The following is a 19,982-nucleotide window of genomic DNA, read 5'->3' on the forward strand; positions in this document are numbered from 1 at the left end:
CGGCGTGACCCACGTCACGTCCCGCGAGGGCGGACGCCGGTCAGTCGCGGGTGGTGATGCCGAAGGGCGAGCTCTCGAGGTCCGTGAAGTTGCCCACCGTCGCGCGGACGGTGCAGGACGGCGCGACGGACAGTGCGGTCACGACGAGGCCGTCCGAGGACACGGCCAGCGCACCCGAGCACCCGTCGGCGAAGCGCACCCCGGCCTCCCCGCCGGCGACGTCGGTGAGCATCTCCGACGGCTTCCCGGTCGAGGGGCTGCGGTAGAGGGGGTTCAGTTCGTCGGCACCGCTCGGCCACACCGGTACGAGCGTCACGGGCAGCGTGGTCTGGCTGACCGTGCGGTCGGGCGTGCGGACCTCGACGCCCTGCAGTCGCTGCACGGGGTACGAGGTCCCGGTCACGGCCTGGTCGGTGACGGCCGTCGTGGTCGCGCTGCCCGCCGCGTCGAGCCACTCCTGGAGCCCGGCCTGGTCCGGCACGTCGGACAGTCGCACGGTCGCCTGCACGGTCAGGTCCTCGCCCGCCGGGACCACCACGTCGGAGAGCGTCCAGCCGCAGCGGACGTCGACGCCGGTCAGCGACGGTTGGTTCCGGGCACCACTCGCCTCGTCGCCGCTCCACGTCACCGCGGGACACTCGGACCGCGCTCCGACCCCGGGCACCACCTCGAGCAGCGGGCCGCGGAGCGTCGCGGACTGGGCGGCGTACGTGATCGACAGGTCCACCGTGCCGGCCTGCGGGTCGACGGTCGCCTTGCGGGTCGTCGAGAGTCCGGTCGGCAGCGGACGGTCCTGCTGGTAGGCGCTCGCGGCCTGCGCCGTGCGGGCCGCACTCGGGGTGTCCTTGCCGCCCACGGCGCCGGGGAGCCAGACGACCCCGCCGACGACGAGTGCGGCGACGAGCACCACGCCGAGGGCACCGAGCCCGAGCATGCGGTTCGTGAGCCAGTCCGGGCGCTGCCACCGGCCGCGCGCCGGGGCCTCGGGTTCGCGAGCGGCGGCGACCGGAGGGCGTGCGAGCGGCCGGAAGACCGTCTGCGAGCCCGCCTGCCCGAGTTCGGGCACCGGTCCGGCGTCCTCAGCAGCAGGTGACGGGCCGGAGCCGTCCGCCGGGGGACCGTCGGACGCGGTACCGCCGCCGGGACGGAGTCCGCGCACCACGGTGGCGGGCCGCTCGACCTCGGCGAAGGACTCCGGATCGGCAGTCGGGGCCAGCGCCGGGGCGTCGGCCAGCTGTCGGGCGAGGCGGCGCAGGGTGGCCGCGGCGTCGGCGGCCGCGGGTCGTGCGGCCGGGTCCTTGGCGAGCATCGTCGACACCGCCGTCCACAGCGACGCGGGGACGTCGAGCTGCGGCGGGTCCGAGGTGACGTGGCGGTAGGCGACGGCGAAGTCGGTGCCCGGTCCGGCGAAGGGGGTGCGTCCGGCGAGCAGCTCGTAGAGCATCACCCCGGCGCCGTACACGTCGGCCGCGGGGCCCGAACGCCCTTGGCTGATCGACTCGGGGGCCATGTACTGCGGCGTGCCGAGCAGCCCGGTCGTGGTTTGCTGCCGGTCGGCCATGACGGACGCGATCCCGAAGTCCGACACCCGGACGTCGCCCGTGGCGCCGGGTGCCCACGGGGACGCGAGCAGCACGTTGTCGGGCTTGACGTCGCGGTGGGTGACGTCCTGCCCGTGCGCGGCGGCGAGGGCGTCGAGCGTCTCGGCGGTGATCGTCAGGGCGTCCCGGGGCGGCAGCGTCCCGGCGTCGGCGAGCAGGTCGCGGGCGGAGCCCCCGCCGACCAGGTCCATGACGATCGCGAGTCGGTCGCCCTCGACGACGAGGTCGCGCACCCGGACGATCGACGGGTGCTGCAGGCCGAGCAGCACGGTGCGTTCGCGGACGAACCGCTCGACGACGGCCGGGTCGGCGGCGAGCTCGGCGCGCAGCAGCTTGGCGGCCACGTGCTCCCCGGTCGCGGTGTGCTCGGCGCGCCAGACCTCGCCGGTCGCGCCGGTGCCGAGCAGGTCGACCAGCCGGTACGACGCACCGAGCGGTTCGCCGCGGCCGTACTGCGCCCGACCCTGCTCCGTCACGTTGCCCCCGACTGCCCCCGGTCGACCCCTCGTCGACCTCGCGTCATGTTACCGGCCGGACCCTGCGGCGTACTGCACGTCGATCGCGTGCTGCGTGAAGCCGGACCGGCGGTAGAGCGCCAGCGCGGGCTCGTTGTCGCCCTCGACGTAGAGCGCAGACGCGGTCAGTCCACGACCGGCCAGCCGGGCCGAGCCCGCGCGCATCAGGACCCCGCCGAGCCGACGCCCCTGCAGGTCCGGCCGGACCGCGACCGCGTAGAACTCGCCGACGCCGTCCTCGACCTTGAGCCAGCACGATCCCGCGAGCGCGCCGGAGTCGTCGCGCAGGAGCAGCAGGTCGTCGCCGGAGAACCACGGCTCGGCCTCGCGGGCGCGCAGGTCCTCGAGCGTCATCCGGCCCTGCTCTGGGTGGTGCGCGAAGGCCGCGGCGTTGAGGGTCAGCCAGGCGTCCTCGTCCTCGGGGTCGCCCGGGCGGAAGGCGTCGATGCGGTACCCGTCGGGGACATCGGCCCCGGTGGGTTCGTCCGACACCGTCGCCCGGAGCTGCAGCAGGGTCCGTACCGGCGTCCAGCCGTACCGGTCGGCGAGGGCACGGGCGGCCGGGTGGTCCCCGTGCGCCCACGCGAGGCGCGGAACGCCCGAGGCCGCCGTCGCGCCCCCGGCGCCCGGGGTGAGCACCTGCGCGACGAGTGCCGACCCGACGCCCTGGCCACGGGCCTCCGGGGCGACGACGAGTTCCAGCTCGCCGTCCCGGACCACGGCGACCCCGCGTTCGTCCCCGACCACCGCGGCACGGCCGGCGCGCACGTCGACCAGGGTCTGGTCGGAGAACGGCGGGGCCTCGCCCGCGGCGGTCGCGGCGGCCGCGAGCATCTCGACGACGGCGAGCACTACTGGGCCGCCAGCCGGTCGGCCTCGTCGTCGTGCACGTTGAAGCGGTAGCCGACGTTGCGGACCGTGCCGATGAGCGACTCGAGGTCGCCGAGCTTGGCGCGGAGCCGTCGCACGTGCACGTCGACCGTGCGGGTGCCGCCGAAGTAGTCGTAGCCCCAGACCTCGCTCAGGAGCTGCTCGCGGGTGAAGACGCGCGAGGGGTGGGAGGCGAAGAAGCGCAGGAGCTCGAACTCCTTGAAGGTGAGGTCGAGCGGCCGGCCCCGCACCTTCGCCGAGTAGCTCGCCTCGTCGATGACGACCCCGGAGGCCTGGATCTTCGAGCCCGACGGGTTCTTGGCGGCGCGTCCCGTGGTGAGGCGGATGCGCGCGTCGACCTCGGCGGGCCCGGCGCTCTCGAGCACGACGTCGTCGACGTTCCACTCGCTGTTCACCGCGGTGAGCCCGCCCTCGGTCACGACGAGGATGACCGGCGTCGTCGAGCCGCTCGTCGCGAGGATCTTGCACAGCGCCTTGGCGCTCACGAGGTCGAGGCGGGCGTCCACGAACATCAGGTCGCTCTGCGGGGCGTTGACCAGCTGGGCGGCCTCGGCCGGGACGTGGCGGATCCGGTGGCTCAGCAGACCGAGACTCGGCAGGACGTCGCCGGGCGCGGCTGAGGTGAGTACCAGGAGCTGGGCCACAGGACCTCCAGAACGAGGGGACGTCGTGGAGCCATCCTAGTGATGTGTCGGAAGGGGCCCGCCGACCGGCCGGTCGGTCGGGCGTCCCGGTCGGCGAGGCCCTGTCATGATGGAACGCGTGACCGAGCCCGTCCCACCCCTCGACCAGCGCCGCCTGCGGCTCACCTCCGTGCTGCCGGTCTGGATCCTCGCCGTGGTCGGTGCGGTGCTCGTGCTGGCCCTGACGCAGAAGGACTCGTTCGCCTGGCTCCTGCTCGTCTTCGTGCTCTGCGTGCTCGTGAGCTTCGTGCTGCAGCTCATCACCGCGACCAAGGACGGGCTGGTCGAGCGGATCAGCATCGCGTCCTCCGGCGCCTTCGTCGTCGTGCTCGTCACGGCCGTGGTGCTGCTGGCGCGCTGAGCCGCGCGACCCGAGACCCGCGACCGCGCGACCTGCGACCGCGCGGCACGCCCCCTGGCGCCGTCAGGCGTCCCGCGTAGACTCGCGGCATGGATTCGCTGCTTGCGCTCGAGCTGTTCTACGTGGGCCTCCTCGGCCTGGCGTCGCTCGCGATCGCGTTCATCTCGGTCGTCGTCGTCGTGAAGCTGTTCAAGGGTCAGCGTTGATCGAACTGCCCGAGGGTCTGGCGCCCGAACTCGTCCCGCTGTCCTGGCTCGTCGGTGTCTGGGAGGGCACGGGCGTCGTCGAGTACCCGGTGGGTCACGAGGACGAGCCCCGCAAGTACGAGTTCGGCCAGCGCGTGAGCTTCAGCCACGACGGCCTGCCGTACCTCAACTACTCCTCGACGACGTGGCTGCTCGACGACGACCACACGCCCCTCGCCGCCGAGATGGGCTACTGGCGCATCGACCGGCCGAACGAGCCCGGTGACCGCGGTCCCGCGATGCTCATGGGCGACGGCCCCGCGCCGTTCAGCACGGTGGAGAGCGTCGAGGCGCTCCGGAACACGACCGACGGCTTCGACGTCGAGGCCGCGATCATCCACCCGACCGGGCTCAACGAGCTCTACGTCGGACGCGTCAGGAAGGGCCGGATCGACCTGGCCACCGACGCCGTGATGCGCTCGCCGAACGCGAAGGACTACTCGGCCGCGACCCGCCTGTACGGCCTGGTCGAGGGCAAGCTCTTCTGGGCGTGGGACATCGCCGCGCTCGGGCAGCAGCTCACCTCGCACGCCTCGGGGCAGCTCGCGAAGGTCGACTGATGTCCGCCTTCAGCGGGCGCGACGGCTTCGTCGCGACCGAGGCCGGTCCCGCCGCCCACTTCGGCAGCCCCGTCGGTGAGCAGCGGGCGCTCGCCTCCGGTCGCGCGGTCGTCGAGCTCGGCCTCGGGGTCGTCACGGTCAGCGGACCGGACCGGCTGTCCTGGCTCAACTCGATCACCTCGCAGCTGCTCACCGGCCTCGCACCGGGCACGAGCACGGAGACGCTCGTCCTCGACCAGTCCGGCCGCGTCGAGCACGCCGCCCGGGTGGTCGACGACGGCGAGGCCACCTGGCTCCTCACCGAGCCCGCGGACGCCGCACCGCTCGCGGCCTGGCTCGACTCGATGCGCTTCATGCTCCGCGTCGAGGTCACCGACCGGTCGGCCGACCTCGTCACGCTCGGCCGCTTCGCGGGTTCGGCAGCGCCCGACGGCGTGGTCGTCGAGTGGGTCGACCCGTGGTCGTCGGTCACGCCCGGCGGATGGGGCTACGCCGCCCCGGAGGCCCATCCCGCCTCCGACTGGACCCTCCGCATCGACGTGGTCACCCCGGACGCCGTGTCTGCGCTGGCAGCGTCGGACATTCCGGTCGCGGGGCTGCTCGCGTTCGAGGCCCTGCGCATCGCCGCGTGGCGGCCCTCGCTCGCGGACGTCGACGAGCGGACGATCCCGCACGAGCTCGACTGGCTCCGCTCCGCCGTGCACCTGTCGAAGGGCTGCTACCGCGGGCAGGAGACCGTCGCCAAGGTGCACAACCTCGGGCACCCGCCGCGCCGCGTGGTGATGCTGCACCTGGACGGCTCGGACGGCGTGCTGCCCGCGCCGGGCACCGCGGTCGAGCTCGACGGCAAGGACGTCGGGCGGCTCACCGCGTCGGCGCTCCACCACGAGCTCGGGCCGGTCGGGCTCGCGGTCGTGAAGCGCTCGCTCGACCCCGCCGTGACGCTGACCCTGACCCTGACCGTCGACGACGTCGTGGTCACGGCCGCGCAGGAGACGATCGTCCCGCCGGAGGCCGGCGCGACGGCGAACGTCCCGCGCCTGCCCCGGCTCGGAGCCGTGCGCCGTTCGTAGTCGTCGCCGGACGCGGTCCGGCGAGACCCGGCCCCGCGGACGTCTTCGCGCCCGCACGACCGTGGACGTGTCCGCCCGGGCGAGTCTCGTGGCGCGGTGGCCGCTCAGGCGGGAGCGACGGCGGACCAGGGGACGCTGAGCTCACCGAGGCGCCACCGGTGCACCCCGTGCAGCACGGGCCAGCCTCGGTCGCGCATGCCATGCACCGTCGCGATCCACCGCTGGCGGGGGCCGTACGTGCCGAGCGGGGCGGCGACCGCCCACGCACGGTCGAGGTCGAGCAGGAACGCGTGCACCCGTTCCCCGGGGACGTTGCGGTGGATCAGGGCCTTCGGCAGTCGCTCCGCCACGATGCTCGGCAGCTCGAGGTCGGCGACGCGCAGGGACAGCGTGAACGTGTGCGGCTCGTGCTCGTCGAGCGTCACCCAGGACGCCACGCGGCCGACCTCGTTGCAGGTGCCCTCGACGAGCGCCCCGCCGGGCTGCAGGCGGTCCTGCATGATCCGCCACGAGTCGACGACGGCCGACTCGTCGTACTGCCGGAGGACGTTGAACGCCCGGATCACTGCGGGCCGGCGGCCACCGGGCGTCGGCGTCTCGAAGCCGCCGAGCCGGAACGTCACCCCGTCACGGGTGCCCGCGTTCGCCAGCGCCACGCGCGACGGCTCGATCTCGATGCCGGTGACCTCGACGTCGGGTCGGACCCGGGCCAGCCGGTCGCGGAGCTCCAGGGTCGTCGTCGGTCGGGCGCCGTACCCGACGTCGGCCACGAGCGGGTCGTCCGTCCGTCGGAGCGCGGGGAGTGCGGCGATCCAGCGGTCGACACGACGGAGCCGGTTGTACCCGGTGGTCCCGCGCGTGACGTTCCCGATGGGCATGGACCCCAGGGTACCGAGGCGTACCCGCTCGGTAGACTCGGACGCATGACCTCCACGCTCGTCCTGCTGCGTCACGGCAACAGTGACTGGAACCAGAAGAACCTGTTCACCGGTTGGGTCGACGTCCGGCTCTCCGAGCTCGGCGAGAAGGAGGCGAAGCGTGCCGGCACCCTCATCGCCGAGTCGGGCATCGTCCCCGACGTCCTCTACACGTCGCTGCTGACCCGCGCGATCCAGACCGCCGACATCGCCCTGCTCGAGGCCGACCTGGCCTGGCTGCCGGTGAAGCGCGACTGGCGCCTCAACGAGCGCCACTACGGAGACCTGCAGGGCAAGGACAAGGCCCAGACGCTCGAGCAGTACGGCGAGCAGCAGTTCATGGAGTGGCGTCGCTCGTTCGACGTGCCGCCGCCCCCCATCGCGGACGACGCCGAGTGGTCGCAGGCCGGGGACCGCCGCTACGCCGACCTCGGCGACCAGCTGCCCCGCACCGAGTCGCTGAAGCTCGTCATCGACCGTCTGCTGCCGTACTGGGAGTCGGACATCACGAAGGACCTGGGCGAGGGGAAGACCGTCCTGGTCACCGCGCACGGCAACTCGCTCCGCGCCCTCGTGAAGCACCTCGACGGCATCTCCGACGACGACATCGCGGGCCTCAACATCCCGACGGGCATCCCGCTCGTGTACGAGCTCGACGACGACTTCCGTCCGACGAAGCCCTCGTACTACCTCGACCCGGAGGCCGCCGCTGCCGGTGCCGCCGCGGTCGCCGCGCAGGGCGCCAAGAAGTAGCACCAGCACGACGAACGCCCCGCCGGACACCGGCGGGGCGTTCGTGCACCCGGGGCGGGCTCAGACGAAGTGGTCGGCGATCTCCTGCACGAGCGCCCCGACGTCGTAGGGGCGACCGGTGTCGACCCGCACGACGGGGACGCCCGGCAGCCCGATCGGTGCGGCCGCGTCGCCGTGCTCGTCCCAGAAGGCCAGGATCTCCGCCAGGTCCCCGTGCACCTCGTGCCGGACGGGCAGTGTGCCGGGCTCGTACCGGTCGCGCAGCCGGTCCGCGGCGGTGACCCGGTCGACCTGGCAGAACACCTCGACGGCGCGCGGTGAGCCGGCGGAGGCGAGTCCGGCCTCCAGACGGTCGCGGTCACGGGACGGCAGCCAGACGGCGTCGAGGACGACCCCGTTCTCGACGGCCCGCGCCATCGACCACATCGTGTCCATCGCGATCCCACCGAGCTCGCGCGAGCCGATCATCGGACCGACCACGTCGGCCAGGGGTTCCTTGATGCGGTCCTTCGACAGGAAGGGACAGCCGAGCACCTCGGCCAGGGCGGCGCCCACCGTGCTCTTGCCCGAACCGGGCATCCCGTTGACGACGATCGCGACCTGAGCCATGCCACGATCCTGGCAGAACCCGTCAGGCGGGGGAGGTCGTCACCGACGCGGCGCCGGTCCAGTCGCCGGTCGCCAGGTACTCGACCTTCTTCGCGATCGAGACCGCGTGGTCCGCGAAGCGCTCGTGGTAGCGCGAGGCCAGGGTCGCGTCGACCGTGTCGATCGGGTTCCCCTTCCAGGTCTCGCCGAGCACGAAGTCGAACACGCTCGCGTGCAGCTCGTCGACGGCGTCGTCCTCGTCGCGGATCTCCGCGGCCAGAGCGATGTCCTCGGTCGCGAGCAGGCGCGTGAGCTTCTGGGCCATCTGCACGTCGTGCGCGCCCATCTGCTTGAAGGTGCCGCGCAGGCCCTTCGGCACGACCTTCTCGGGGAAGCGCTGGCGGGCGAGCTGCGCGATGTGCTCGGCCATGTCGCCCATGCGCTCGAGCGACGAGCTGACGCGCAGCGCGGTCACGACGACGCGGAGGTCACGGGCGACCGGCGCCTGCCGCGCGAGGATGTCGATCGCGATCTCGTCGAGGCTGTTCGCCGCGTGGTCGATCATGGCGTCGTCGGCGATCACCTCCTCGGCGAGGGCGACGTCGGACTCGCTGAACGCCTGCGTCGCACGGGTGATGGCGGACTCGACGAGTCCGGCGATCTCGGTCAGACGCTCCTGGACGTCCTGGAGCTCCTGCTGGAAGACTTCGCGCATGGGGGATGTGCCTCTCTGATGCGTACCGGACGAGTGTCGTCAGCCCAGGTGAACGAACGGTGACCTGAGGCTGAACACCTCACGATCCGGGGCCTCGACTGCGCGGAAGCGGGGTGAACGGCGTCGGAACCCCGCGTGACGATCCCTACACTGGCGGCATGGACAACGCGTGGCTCGTGCCACTGTCGATGCTCCTCGGCGGGGTCTTCGGCGCAGGGGTCGTGGTGCTGGTCATCACGGCGGAGCGCACGGCCCGGGCAGCCGACGTCGCGGAACGGACGCTGCCCGACGGCGTCGCCGCGGTCATCGCCACGATGCACAACCCGGCCGTGGTCGTCGACCCCTCGAACACGGTCGTCGCCGCGTCGCCGCAGGCACTGACCGTCGGGCTCGTCGTGCGGCGGAAGCTCGTGCACGCCGAGCTCGTCGCCCTGGTGGACCAGGTGCGCAGGAGCGGGGAGATGGGGTCGGAGGACCTCGAGCTGCCCCGCGGGCGCAGCGGGGAACTGGTCGGCTACCTGAGCTTCCGGGCGGCGCAGCTCGGCAACCGCTACGTGCTCGTCACGGCCGACGACCTGACCGAGAGCCGCCGCATCGACGAGGTCCGACGCGACTTCGTGGCGAACATCTCGCACGAGCTGAAGACCCCCATCGGGGCGATCGGCCTGCTCGCCGAGACCCTCGTCGTCGCCGCCGACGACCCGGACCACGTGAAGCGGTTCGCCGGGCAGCTCATCACCGAGTCCGAGCGGCTCGGGGCCCTGACGAAGGACATCATCGAGCTGTCGCGGCTGCAGTCGGTCGACACCCTCGAGAACAGCGAGGAGACGTCGGTCGACAAGATCGTGCAGGCGGCGGTCGACGCGAACGAGGTCGTCGCCCGCGCCCGGGAGATCGAGATCGTGCGGGCCAAGCGGTCGAAGCTGCGGGTCATGGGCGACCCGGGGCTGCTGCAGGTCGCGGTGTCGAACCTCATCGCCAACGCGGTCAAGTACTCCCCGGACCACACCCGTGTGGGCGTCGGCGTCCGCTCCACGAAGGGCTTCGTCGAGATCGCGGTGACCGACCAGGGCGTCGGCATCCCGGAGGCCGACCTCGACCGCGTGTTCGAGCGCTTCTACCGCGTCGACCCCGCACGGTCGCGGGCCACCGGCGGCACCGGTCTCGGGCTCGCCATCGTCAAGCACGTCGTCGGCAACCACGGCGGCGACGTCCGCGTCTGGTCGCAGCCCGGCAAGGGCTCGACCTTCACGATCCGCCTGCCCGAGGCGGATCCCGAACTCACCACCGCACTCGAAGAGCAACTGGAAGAGCAGGCATCGTGACCAAGATCCTCATCGTCGACGACGAGCCGGCCCTGAGCGAGCCCCTGGAGTTCCTCCTGCAGCGCGAGGGGTACGAGACCGCCGTCGCCGCGGACGGCGTGACCGCGCTGTCGAAGTTCGACACCGAGAACCCCGACCTGATCCTGCTCGACCTCATGCTGCCCGGACTGAGCGGCACCGAGGTGTGCCGGCAGGTCCGGACGCGCTCGAACGTGCCGATCATCATGCTCACCGCGAAGGACTCCGAGGTGGACATCGTCGTCGGGCTCGAGCTCGGCGCCGACGACTACGTGACGAAGCCGTACTCGACCCGGGAGCTCCTGGCCCGGCTCCGGGCGGTGCTGCGTCGGCGCACCGAGGACGACCCGGGTGACAGCGGCATCCTGCAGGTCGGCGGGATCCGGATGGACGTCGAGCGGCACACCGTGTCGGTCGACGGGGTGGAGACGCCGATGCCCCTCAAGGAGTTCGAGCTGCTCGAACTCCTGCTCCGGAACGCCGGACGCGTGCTCACCCGCGGGCAGCTCATCGACCGCGTGTGGGGGTCGGACTACTTCGGGGACACGAAGACGCTCGACGTGCACATCAAGCGCATCCGGTCGAAGATCGAGCGCCTGCCGAGCGCCCCGGAGGTCCTGGTGACGGTGCGCGGTCTGGGGTACCGGATCGAGGGCTGACCGGCGACGCACCGGAGGCCCGGTGCCGGTTCCGGGAACCGGCACCGGGCCTCCGGTGCGTTGCGTGTGTGCGTGCCTGCGTCGCGCCCGTCCGGCGCGCGGCGGTCAGTTCGTGCCGCTGTCGCCCTCGGACGAATCGGTCTGCGAGTCGCCCGACTGGGTGCCCGGAGCGGTGGCGTCACCGGTGGGCTCGGAGCCGCTCTCCGACGGCGAGGTCTCCGTGCTCGACGGGGTGGCCGACGGAGACGTCGTCGGGGCGAGGGTCTGGTACTCCTCGAGCGCGCTGGTCAGCACCGGGACGTTGGCGGACACGCCCTCGGCGCCCGAGTACGAGAAGTACGTCTTGACGAGCGAGCCGGGAACGGCGTCGGCGCCCGAGAAGACGAGCTCCGGCTGGCCGGCGGAGCGCGTGCCCTGCGTCTCGGCTCCGGACTGGACGCTGGACTCGGCCTCGCTCGAGGGGCCGGCCGGGACAGCGGGATCGACGTGCGAGTTCGCCGGGATCTCGACCGTCTGGGTCACGCCGCCGACCTCGACGCTCATGGTGACGTCCTTCGACCCCGTGTTGATGAAGCTCCCGACGAAGCGCGCGTCCTCGCCGCCGTCGGAGATGAGCAGCGCGTTCCGGATGTCGATCGAGCCGGTGCTGACGTTCACGCCGTCGGTGATCTGCTTGATCTCCTTGGTGTGCGCGGGCGACATGAACTCGCAGCCGGTGGCGCCGAGCGCGATGGATGCCGCAACGGCGACGGACACGAGTACCCGAGCTCGCAAGAGATTCCTCCGGAAGATCACGATGTGGACCAGGCGGTCCGCGTCCATCCTACCGATCGTCGGGGGTGCGGGCCGCCCAGGCCCCTTACCCGAAAGGTCCTTGTGGTAAACTGGGGGTCCTGGGAACGGAGCCTGATACATGCAATTCGAGGTCGGCGAGACCGTCGTCTACCCCCACCACGGGGCGGCAACCATCTCTGAAGTCAAGACGCGCGTCATCAAGGGCGAGGAAAAGGTGTACCTGAAGCTGCGTGTCACGCAGGGTGACCTGACGATCGAGGTGCCGGCGGACAACGTCGACCTGGTCGGCGTCCGTGACGTCATCGGCAAGGAAGGCCTCGACAAGGTCTTCGAGGTCCTGCGGGCACCCTTCACGGAAGAGCCCACGAACTGGTCTCGCCGGTACAAGGCGAACCTGGAGAAGCTGGCGTCCGGTGACGTCATCAAGGTCTCCGAGGTCGTGCGCGACCTCTGGCGCCGCGACCAGGACCGCGGACTCTCCGCGGGTGAGAAGCGGATGCTGGCCAAGGCCCGGCAGATCCTGATCTCCGAGCTCGCCCTGGCCGAGAAGACCGACGAGGACAAGGCATCGACCGTCCTCGACGAGGTCCTCGCCTCGTAGCGCGGACCGCAGCTGGACACCACGACGACGACCGTCCTGCTTCCCGATCGGGTGAGCAGGGCGGTCGTCGTCGTCGCAGCCGGGTCCGGCACGCGGTTGGGCATCGGGGACGCGAAGGCGTTCGTCCCCGTCGCGGGCGAGCCGATGCTGAACCGTGCCCTGCGCACCGTGCTCACCCTGGCCGAGCCGACCTTCCTCGTGGTCGTGGCACCCGCAGCACGGCTCGACGAGTGCCGCGCCCTGGTCGCGGCGACCGCCGGACACGCGGTCGACCTCACCGTGGTCGTCGCGGGCGGTGCTGACCGCCACGCCTCGGTCCAGGCGGGCCTCGACGCCCTGCCGCACGGCATCGAGTGGGTCGGTGTCCACGACGCCGCCCGCTGCCTGACGCCGTCGGCGCAGTTCGACGCCGTGTTCGACCGTGCACGCGCGACCGGTGACGGCGCCGTCCCGGCCCTGCCCGTCACGGACACGGTCAAGCGTGTCGACGCGGACGTCGTGGTCGAGACCGTCGACCGGTCGGCGCTCGTCGGGGTGCAGACGCCGCAGGTCTTCCCGCTCGCCGCACTCCGCGCCGCCTACGCGGGCGCCGAGCGCTCCGAGACCGACGACGCGGGTGTGTTCCGGGCGGCCGGGGGAACGGTCCGCACGGTGCCGGGTGACGCAGACGCGTTCAAGATCACCACGCGGTGGGACCTCGCACGGGCCGAGGCGCTCGTGGCCTCCCGCACCGGTGCGGCAGCCGCGGCGCCCGACGTCCGCGTGGGCCTCGGGGTCGACGTGCACGCCTTCGACGCCGCGTCGCCGTGCCGGGTCGGGCTGCTCGACTTCCCCGGCGAAGCGGGTCTCTCCGGGCACAGCGACGGCGACGCGGTCGCCCACGCGGTCTGCGACGCACTGCTGTCGGCGGGCGGCCTCGGCGACATCGGCGGGCGCTTCGGCACCTCCGACCCGCGCTACGCCGGGGCCACCGGTGACGTCTTCGTCCGCGGGGCAATCGAGCTCCTGCGCTCGGCCGGTCTCGCGCCGACCTCGGTCACGGTCCAGGTGATCGGGAACCGTCCCCGCATCGGTGCCCGACGCGACGAGATGCAGGCGGCCCTGGCCGCGGTCGTCGGTGCTCCCGTCGCGGTCTCCGGCACGACGACGGACGGCCTCGGCCTGACCGGGCGCGGTGAGGGGCTCGCCGCGATCGCGACCGCCGTCGTCCGGCCGCGCTGACCGCTCCCGAACCCCTCCGTCACCCGGCGCGTCCGACGTCCTAGGCTTGGGGCGTGACCGTTCGCCTGTACGACTCCCGCGCCGCAGCCGTCGTCGACCTCGTCCCGCTGGTCGACGGACAGGTGAGCATGTACGTGTGCGGACCGACGGTGCAGTCGTCGCCGCACATCGGACACCTGCGCTCGGCACTGGTCTACGACGTGTGGCGCCGGTGGCTGACGTACCGCGGGTACCGGGTGACCCTCGTGCGGAACGTCACCGACATCGACGACAAGGTGCTCGACCTGGCCGCGGGCACCGACGAGCAGTGGTTCGCCCGGGCGTACCGCGTCGAGCGGGAGTTCACCGCCGCGTACGACGCCCTCGGGATCCTCGCCCCGACGTACGAGCCACGGGCGACCGCGAGCGTTCCGCAGATGCACGAGATCATCGCGCGGCTGATCGAGCGCGGGCACGCGTACGCCGCCGCCGACGGCACGGGCGACGTGTACTTCGACACCGGCAGCTGGGAGTCCTACGGCGCCCTGACGCGCCAGCGACGCGAGGACATGGTCGAGGCCACCGACGCCGACCCCCGCGGCAAGCGCGACCCGCGGGACTTCGCGCTGTGGAAGGGCGCCAAGCCGGGTGAGCCGACGACGGCGACCTGGGACTCCCCATGGGGGCCGGGCCGCCCGGGCTGGCACATCGAGTGCTCGGCGATGTCGCGGCGCTACCTCGGCCCGGCGTTCGACATCCACGGCGGAGGCCTCGACCTGCGCTTCCCGCACCACGAGAACGAGCTCGCGCAGTCGACCGCGGCCGGCGACCCGTTCGCGTCGTACTGGCTGCACAACGGCCTGGTGACGGTCGAGGGGCAGAAGATGTCGAAGTCCCTCGGGAACTCGATCTTCGCCGCCGACTTCCTCGCGTCCGCCCGTCCGGCCGTGGTCCGGTACTTCCTCGGCGCGGCGCACTACCGGTCCTCGATCGACCACCACGACGGCTCGCTGGCCGAGGCCGAGGCCGCCTACGACCGGATCGAGGGGTTCCTGGCCCGTGCGGAACCCCGGCTCGAGGGGGTCCCGCTCCGCGACGCCCCGGCCGTGCCCGACGCGTTCGCGGCCGCGATGGACGACGACCTCGCGGTGCCGCAGGCACTGGCCGTGCTGCACGAGACGGTCCGTGCCGGGAACGCCGCGCTCGACTCCGACGATGCGGAAGCGCTCGGGGTCGCGTACCATCAGGTGGCCGCCATGGTCGAGGTCCTCGGCATCGACCCGCGAGCGGCCCACTGGTCCGGTGGTGCGCAGGACGTCTCGGCCGCACCGCTCGCCGCGCTCGTCGACCGCCTCGTGCAGGAGCGCGCCGACGCCCGTGCGGCACGCGACTTCGCCACGGCGGACCGGGTGCGGGACGACCTCGCAGCCGCGGGGATCACCATCGAGGACACCGCAGCAGGAACACGCTGGAGCATCGCCTGACAACGGCCGTGCCGGACAGGAGAGAGCAATGAAGAACGTCTCGGGGAGCAAGAAGGGCCGGCCCGGCGCCGTCCGCTCCGGCCGCAAGGGCAACAAGCAGGTCGGCTCCGGCGGCCAGGGCGCGCAGGCGCTCGAGGGGCGCAAGCCCACGCCGAAGGCCGAGGACCGGCCGTACCACCCCGCCGGCAAGCGCAAGGCGGCGAAGGACCGGCTCGACGCTGCCCGCGGCCGTCACGGTGCGTCGAGCTCGCCGCAGCAGCGCACCGGCCGGCCGCCGCAGCGCAAGAGCGACGACTCCGAGCTCGTGACCGGGCGCAACTCCGTGCTCGAGGCCCTGCGCACGAAGACCCCGTCGACGACGCTGTACATCGCCGCCCGCATCGAGGTCGACGACCGCGTCAAGGAGATCCTGGCGCTCGCCAACCACCGCGGCGTCCCGATCATGGAGATCATGCGGCCAGAGCTCGACCGCATCACGGGCCACGACAGCGTGCACCAGGGTGTCGCGCTGAAGGTCCCGGCGTACGAGTACGCCGTCGCCGAGGACCTTGCCGAGCGCGCGTTCTCCCGCGACCAGGTCCCGCTCATGGTCGCCCTCGACGGCATCACCGACCCGCGGAACCTCGGCGCGATCATCCGCTCGACCGCCGCCTTCGGTGGCCACGGCGTCATCGTGCCGCAGCGCCGCTCGGTCGGCGTCACGGCGTCGGCGTGGAAGACGAGTGCCGGTGCCGCTGCGCGCACGCCCGTCGCGATGGCGCCGAACCTGACGCAGACGCTCAAGTCGCTGAAGTCGATGGGGCTCTTCGTGCTCGGTCTCGACGGCGACGGGGACGTCGAGCTCGACGCCCTCGAGCTCGCCGACCGGCCGATCGTGATCGTCGTCGGGTCCGAGGGCAAGGGACTGTCCCGCCTGGTCACCGAGACCTGCGACGCGATCGTCTCGATCCCGATCTCCAGTGCCACCGAGTCGCTCAACGCGGGCATCGCCGCGAGCGTCACCCTGTGGGAGGTCGCTCGGCGCCGTCGCGCCGAGTAGCGCCCCGCGCACGGACGCACGCGCAGGAGGCCCGGTGCCGGTCCACGAGACCGGCACCGGGCCTCCAGTCCGTCCGGTGCGCGTCCCGCGAGCGGGCAGGACACGCCGCGGGACGGAGGTCCGTCGGGCAGGACACGTCGCCCGACGCCACCGAGCGCGCCAGGTCTCGCCCGCTCGGGCGAGGGCGCAGGGGAGCGGGACCGTCAGACCGTCGCGCGCCAGTCCTCGACGTCGTCCTCGTCTGCCGTGTCGTCGTCGACGACGGGGATCGGCAGCGTCATGGACGACGTCGGCGGGTTGATGAGCAGCCGCTCGTCGCGGCGGTGCCGCAGCACGTCGTTGATGTACGCGGTCGTGGCCTCGGGCAGGGAGACCGAGCGCTCTTCCTCCTGGGACATGAACCAGCGGTGCTCGAGCAGCTCGTGGAAGACCTCCGCGGGCTCCAGACGTCCGCGCAGGTCACGCGGGATCGAGCGGATCACCGGCTCGAACACCCGGGACACCCACTCGTGCGCCACCATCTCCTCGTCGAGCTGGTCCCGCCCGTTCCGCGCCCGGTAGGCGTCGAGGTCGTTGAGCAGCCGCCGCGCCTGGTTCTCGCCGGCGTCGAGCCCGGTCAGCCGGAGCAGACGCCTCTGGTGGTGTCCGGCGTCGACGACCTTCGGCTGGATCCGCACCTGCGAGCCGCCCTCGGTGGTATGGATCGAGAGCTCCTCGATGTCGAACCCGAGGGCGTTGAGGCGCTCGACCCGGTCGTTGATGCGCCAGCGCTCCTTGACGTCGAACTGCTCGGTGCCGGTCAGCTCCTTCCAGAGCGTCCGGTACTGCGCGACGATCCGGTTCGACACGTCCACGGGGTCGGCGTTCTCGTCGAGGCGCCCGCCGGCCTCGAGGTCGAGGAGCTCACCGGCGATGTTGACCCGGGCCACCTCGAGGTCGTTCTCGCGCTGGCCGTTGGAGAGGCCGCCCGGGTAGAGCTTCCCGGTCTCGGCGTCCACGAGGTACGCGGCGAAGGCACCAGCGTCGCGGCGGAACAGGGTGTTCGACAGCGAGACGTCGCCCCAGTAGAAGCCGATGACGTGCAAGCGCACGAGCAGCAGCGCGAGGGCGTCGACCAGGCGCGTGGCGGTCTCCGGCCGCAGGGTCTGCGAGTACAGCGCGCGGTACGGCAGCGAGAAGCGCAGGTGCCGGGTCACGAGCACCGGGTGCAGGGGCTCGCCGTCGGCGTCGGCTCGGTTCGTGATCACCGCGACCGGGTCGACGCACGGCACGTCCATGCGCTGCAGCGTGCGGAGCATCTCGTACTCGGCCCGCGCGACCTCCTCCCCGGTCTCCTTGACGGCCGCGACGTACCCGCTCAGGTGCACGAAGCGCACGAGGTGCCGCGAGATCCCCTTGGGCAGGGCGACGATGACGTCGTCGGGCCAGTCCTCGAGCGGCAGGTCCCACGGCAGGTCGAGCAGGCCGGGGTCGACGGTGGCGGCGGTGATGGCGAGGGAGTCGGGCACGGTTGGCTCCTGGAGGGCGCGGCACCGGACGTCGGGCTCGTGGCGGCGGCACCACGCGCACGGCGTCCGGTGGGTGGAACAGCGGGAGCCCGCGCCCGCCCTGGTGAGGCGGGCGCGGGCGCCCGGGGGAACTGCGCAGACTACGCGCTGACGACTGCCTTGTCGTCGAGGCGCTCGCCCGACTCGGTGTCGAAGGCGTGCACGTGGCCCTGCTTCGGCGTGATGACGATCGTGTCGCCGATCGACGGGTGCGAACGCCCGTCGACACGGGCGACGATGTCCGTGCGCTGGCCGTTCACGTCGGCGTGGCCGTAGAGGTAGCCGTCCGCGCCGAGCTCCTCGACGACGTCGACCGTCACCGGCAGGCCCTCGCCCGAGGTCGACACGACGACGTCCTCGGGGCGGATGCCGACGGTGATGTTGCCGGAGCGCGCGTTCGACAGGGTGTCGCGGTCGAGCGGGTGGTTCAGCGTGCCGAACTTGATGCCGCCCTCGATGACGTCGGCCGGCAGCAGGTTCATGGCCGGCGAACCGATGAAGCCGGCGACGAACACGTTGTTCGGCTTCTCGTACAGGTCGCGCGGGGAGCCGACCTGCTGCAGGATGCCGTCCTTGAGCACCGCGATGCGGTCGCCCATGGTCAGGGCCTCGGTCTGGTCGTGCGTGACGTAGACCGTGGTGACGCCGAGGCGACGCTGCAGCGACGCGATCTGGGTGCGGGTCTGCACGCGGAGCTTGGCGTCGAGGTTCGACAGCGGCTCGTCCATGAGGAACACCTGCGGCTGACGGACGATCGCGCGGCCCATCGCGACGCGCTGACGCTGACCACCCGAGAGCGCCTTCGGCTTGCGGCCGAGGTACTGCTCGAGGTCGAGGAGCTTCGCGGCCTCCTGCACGCGGGTGGCGCGCTCCTCCTTCCCGACACCGGCGATCTTGAGCGCGAAGCCCATGTTCTCGGCGACGGTCATGTGCGGGTACAGCGCGTAGTTCTGGAACACCATCGCGATGTCGCGGTCCTTCGGCGGGACGTCGGTGACGTCGCGCTCGCCGATGCGGATGGCGCCGGAGTTGACCTCTTCGAGGCCGGCGAGCATGCGCAGGGAGGTGGACTTGCCGCAGCCCGAGGGGCCGACGAGGACGAGGAACTCGCCGTCGGCGACGTCCAGGTCGAGGGAGTCGACCGCGGGGCGGGTGCCTCCGGGGTAGAGACGGGTTGCCTTGTCGTAGGTGACGGACGCCATGAGCGTTCGATCCTTCCTTCACCGGCAGGTACGTGCCGGACGATCCGTTGTGAAGCGGTTGCCCGTGGGGGCCCCGGATGGTCGTCGTCGACCATCGGTGCTCATACAACACGAGTTCCCCCGCCAGCGCCAGTGTCCGGTCCGACCTGGTTGGCTGGTCCCAGGAAGGACCACTACGATCGGCGGGTCCGTCCGGCGTACGGGGGAAGGCGAGGCCGTGCGGACGTCAGGAGCAACGTGAGGACCAACGACGCATGACCAACCGCCCCGAGGGTGACGCACGCGCCGCGCGCAACGAACGCCGAGAGGCCGCACGGCAGCGGGCCCAGCGAGCACGGACCCAGCAGAAGCGCCGGCAGCGCGGCACACGCCTGGGACTGCAGATCGGGCTCGGGGTCGTGCTCCTCGCCGCGGTGGCGGTCGTCACGCTGGTGCTGGTCGACTCGGTGAAGCCCGCCGGCCCCGGACCGTCCACGATGTCGCAGGGCGGCATCACGATCGGCGAGGGCCTGCGCCCGGTCGGGGCGTCCTCGTCGTCCCCGACGCCCGACGCGACCGACGCGTCCGACCCGGTGCGGATCACCATGTACGTCGACTACCTCTGCGACACCTGCGCGCAGTTCGAGGACGCCAACAGCGAGTACATCGCGAGCCTGGTCGACTCCGGCGCCGCGACGGTCGACATCCACCCGGTCGCCGTGCTGACGAACCGGTCGCAGGGCACGAAGTACTCGCTGCGCGCCGCGAACGCCGCGGCCTGCGTCGCGGACCGGTCGCCCGACCAGTTCTACGCCGTGAACCAGGCGCTCTTCGCGCGGCAGCCCGACCAGGGCACCTCCGGCCTCACCGACGCGCAGCTCGAGCGGCTCGTCACCGGGGTCGACGGCGTGCAGGACGCGGCTGCGATCCGCGACTGCATCCAGGACCAGACCTACGCCAAGTGGGTCGACGAGCGCACGGCCGACGTGACCGGCGGCGACATCCCCGGCTCGTCGCTCGACGAGTTCCCCGGGCCGCCCCTGGTGCTCGTGAACGGCAAGCAGTACGAGCTCACCGCGCCGATCACCAACGACGACTTCCGCACCTTCGTGGTGTCGGCGGCCGGGGCGTCGGACGCGACGCCGTCGCCCACCGCGACCCCGACCCCCTCCGCGAGCGCGTCCGCCGGCTGACGTCGCGACCGTTCGGCAGACCGACGGACGGGAGGCTC

20 protein-coding genes are annotated in these 19,982 nt (G+C 72.3%); 11 read left to right on the top strand and 9 right to left on the bottom strand.

Annotation, left to right across the window (positions count from 1 at the left end; translation table 11 throughout):
- Positions 1-40: 40 nt before the first annotated feature.
- The 3 genes from ACIQFY_RS14675 to ACIQFY_RS14685 are packed head-to-tail and all read right to left on the bottom strand — an operon-like array spanning position 41 to position 3,651.
- Positions 41-2,077, bottom strand: a complete 2,037-nt coding sequence (locus ACIQFY_RS14675) for a serine/threonine-protein kinase (protein WP_400340717.1) — start codon at positions 2,075-2,077, stop codon at positions 41-43.
- Positions 2,078-2,125: 48 nt separating this feature from the next.
- Positions 2,126-2,968, bottom strand: coding sequence for a mycothiol synthase (gene mshD, locus ACIQFY_RS14680; protein WP_326497015.1), 843 nt, complete (start codon positions 2,966-2,968; stop codon positions 2,126-2,128).
- Positions 2,968-3,651: a response regulator transcription factor gene (locus ACIQFY_RS14685; protein WP_066656694.1), complete on the bottom strand. Its 684-nt coding sequence runs from the start codon at positions 3,649-3,651 to the stop codon at positions 2,968-2,970. Before ACIQFY_RS14685 ends, mshD begins: the two co-directional genes overlap by 1 nt.
- Before the next feature lie 118 nt (positions 3,652-3,769).
- Between ACIQFY_RS14685 and ACIQFY_RS14690 the strand changes: the two genes are divergently transcribed.
- The 3 genes from ACIQFY_RS14690 to ACIQFY_RS14700 all read left to right on the top strand — a co-directional run bounded on the left by ACIQFY_RS14690 (position 3,770) and on the right by ACIQFY_RS14700 (position 5,929).
- On the top strand, positions 3,770-4,051 hold the full coding sequence (locus tag ACIQFY_RS14690) for a hypothetical protein (protein WP_326497014.1): 282 nt from the start codon (positions 3,770-3,772) through the stop codon (positions 4,049-4,051).
- A gap of 202 nt (positions 4,052-4,253) precedes the next feature.
- Complete coding sequence (locus tag ACIQFY_RS14695; RefSeq protein WP_400340719.1) at positions 4,254-4,856, top strand: FABP family protein; 603 nt, start codon at positions 4,254-4,256, stop codon at positions 4,854-4,856.
- Positions 4,856-5,929: a YgfZ/GcvT domain-containing protein gene (locus ACIQFY_RS14700; protein ID WP_400340720.1), complete on the top strand. Its 1,074-nt coding sequence runs from the start codon at positions 4,856-4,858 to the stop codon at positions 5,927-5,929. Before ACIQFY_RS14695 ends, ACIQFY_RS14700 begins: the two co-directional genes overlap by 1 nt.
- A 104-nt stretch (positions 5,930-6,033) precedes the next feature.
- Here ACIQFY_RS14700 and ACIQFY_RS14705 read toward each other — a convergent pair whose 3' ends face one another.
- Entirely contained in the window at positions 6,034-6,807 is a 774-nt protein-coding gene (locus ACIQFY_RS14705) for a class I SAM-dependent methyltransferase (RefSeq protein ID WP_326497012.1), read from the bottom strand.
- A 45-nt stretch (positions 6,808-6,852) separates the two neighbouring features.
- On the opposite strand from ACIQFY_RS14705, the gene ACIQFY_RS14710 reads away from it, so the two are divergent.
- A complete protein-coding gene (locus ACIQFY_RS14710) occupies positions 6,853-7,599 on the top strand; it encodes a phosphoglyceromutase (RefSeq protein WP_066656688.1) in 747 nt (248 codons plus the stop codon).
- A gap of 60 nt (positions 7,600-7,659) precedes the next feature.
- Here ACIQFY_RS14710 and ACIQFY_RS14715 read toward each other — a convergent pair whose 3' ends face one another.
- Complete coding sequence (locus ACIQFY_RS14715; RefSeq protein ID WP_251160948.1) at positions 7,660-8,208, bottom strand: AAA family ATPase; 549 nt, start codon at positions 8,206-8,208, stop codon at positions 7,660-7,662.
- Positions 8,209-8,230: 22 nt separating this feature from the next.
- Positions 8,231-8,902: a phosphate signaling complex protein PhoU gene (phoU, locus tag ACIQFY_RS14720; RefSeq protein WP_326497010.1), complete on the bottom strand. Its 672-nt coding sequence runs from the start codon at positions 8,900-8,902 to the stop codon at positions 8,231-8,233.
- 158 nt (positions 8,903-9,060) lie between these two features.
- Here phoU and ACIQFY_RS14725 point away from each other — a divergent pair, with 158 nt between their 5' ends.
- Together ACIQFY_RS14725 and ACIQFY_RS14730 are read left to right on the top strand one after the other, a co-directional pair.
- Positions 9,061-10,227, top strand: coding sequence for a sensor histidine kinase (locus ACIQFY_RS14725; RefSeq protein WP_400340721.1), 1,167 nt, complete (start codon positions 9,061-9,063; stop codon positions 10,225-10,227).
- Positions 10,224-10,904, top strand: a complete 681-nt coding sequence (locus ACIQFY_RS14730) for a response regulator (RefSeq protein ID WP_400340723.1) — start codon at positions 10,224-10,226, stop codon at positions 10,902-10,904. Before ACIQFY_RS14725 ends, ACIQFY_RS14730 begins: the two co-directional genes overlap by 4 nt.
- Before the next feature lie 105 nt (positions 10,905-11,009).
- On the opposite strand, the gene ACIQFY_RS14735 is transcribed toward ACIQFY_RS14730, so the two are convergent.
- Positions 11,010-11,660 (bottom strand): hypothetical protein, encoded by a 651-nt coding sequence (locus ACIQFY_RS14735; RefSeq protein ID WP_066656653.1) that lies wholly within the window; start codon positions 11,658-11,660, stop codon positions 11,010-11,012.
- Between the two features lie 157 nt (positions 11,661-11,817).
- Between ACIQFY_RS14735 and ACIQFY_RS14740 the strand changes: the two genes are divergently transcribed.
- From ACIQFY_RS14740 to rlmB, 4 genes are read left to right on the top strand one after another with little or no spacing between them, the layout of a single operon-like run.
- Positions 11,818-12,300: a CarD family transcriptional regulator gene (locus ACIQFY_RS14740; RefSeq protein ID WP_017888066.1), complete on the top strand. Its 483-nt coding sequence runs from the start codon at positions 11,818-11,820 to the stop codon at positions 12,298-12,300.
- Between the two features lie 51 nt (positions 12,301-12,351).
- Positions 12,352-13,521, top strand: a complete 1,170-nt coding sequence (gene ispD, locus ACIQFY_RS14745; RefSeq protein ID WP_326497007.1) for a 2-C-methyl-D-erythritol 4-phosphate cytidylyltransferase — start codon at positions 12,352-12,354, stop codon at positions 13,519-13,521.
- Positions 13,522-13,574: 53 nt separating this feature from the next.
- A complete protein-coding gene (cysS, locus tag ACIQFY_RS14750) occupies positions 13,575-14,984 on the top strand; it encodes a cysteine--tRNA ligase (RefSeq protein WP_326497006.1) in 1,410 nt (469 codons plus the stop codon).
- Between the two features lie 28 nt (positions 14,985-15,012).
- The gene (gene rlmB / locus ACIQFY_RS14755) at positions 15,013-16,023 is read left to right on the top strand and encodes a 23S rRNA (guanosine(2251)-2'-O)-methyltransferase RlmB (RefSeq protein WP_066656632.1); all 1,011 of its coding nucleotides are present in this window, start codon (positions 15,013-15,015) and stop codon (positions 16,021-16,023) included.
- 203 nt (positions 16,024-16,226) lie between these two features.
- Here the strand turns inward: rlmB and ACIQFY_RS14760 are convergent, their stop codons facing one another.
- Both ACIQFY_RS14760 and ACIQFY_RS14765 read right to left on the bottom strand, forming a co-directional pair.
- Positions 16,227-17,531 (bottom strand): DUF4032 domain-containing protein, encoded by a 1,305-nt coding sequence (locus ACIQFY_RS14760; RefSeq protein WP_326497004.1) that lies wholly within the window; start codon positions 17,529-17,531, stop codon positions 16,227-16,229.
- Positions 17,532-17,671: 140 nt separating this feature from the next.
- Positions 17,672-18,772 carry an ABC transporter ATP-binding protein gene (locus ACIQFY_RS14765; RefSeq protein WP_066656626.1) on the bottom strand — a complete coding sequence of 367 codons (1,101 nt, stop codon included), beginning with the start codon at positions 18,770-18,772 and terminating at the stop codon, positions 17,672-17,674.
- Between the two features lie 254 nt (positions 18,773-19,026).
- Here ACIQFY_RS14765 and ACIQFY_RS14770 point away from each other — a divergent pair, with 254 nt between their 5' ends.
- Entirely contained in the window at positions 19,027-19,944 is a 918-nt protein-coding gene (locus ACIQFY_RS14770; RefSeq protein ID WP_066656620.1) for a thioredoxin domain-containing protein, read from the top strand.
- The last annotated feature ends 38 nt before the right edge of the window (positions 19,945-19,982 follow it).

Origin of the sequence: Curtobacterium sp. NPDC092190, assembly GCF_044755625.1 — a bacterium.
Lineage (GTDB): Bacteria > Actinomycetota > Actinomycetes > Actinomycetales > Microbacteriaceae > Curtobacterium.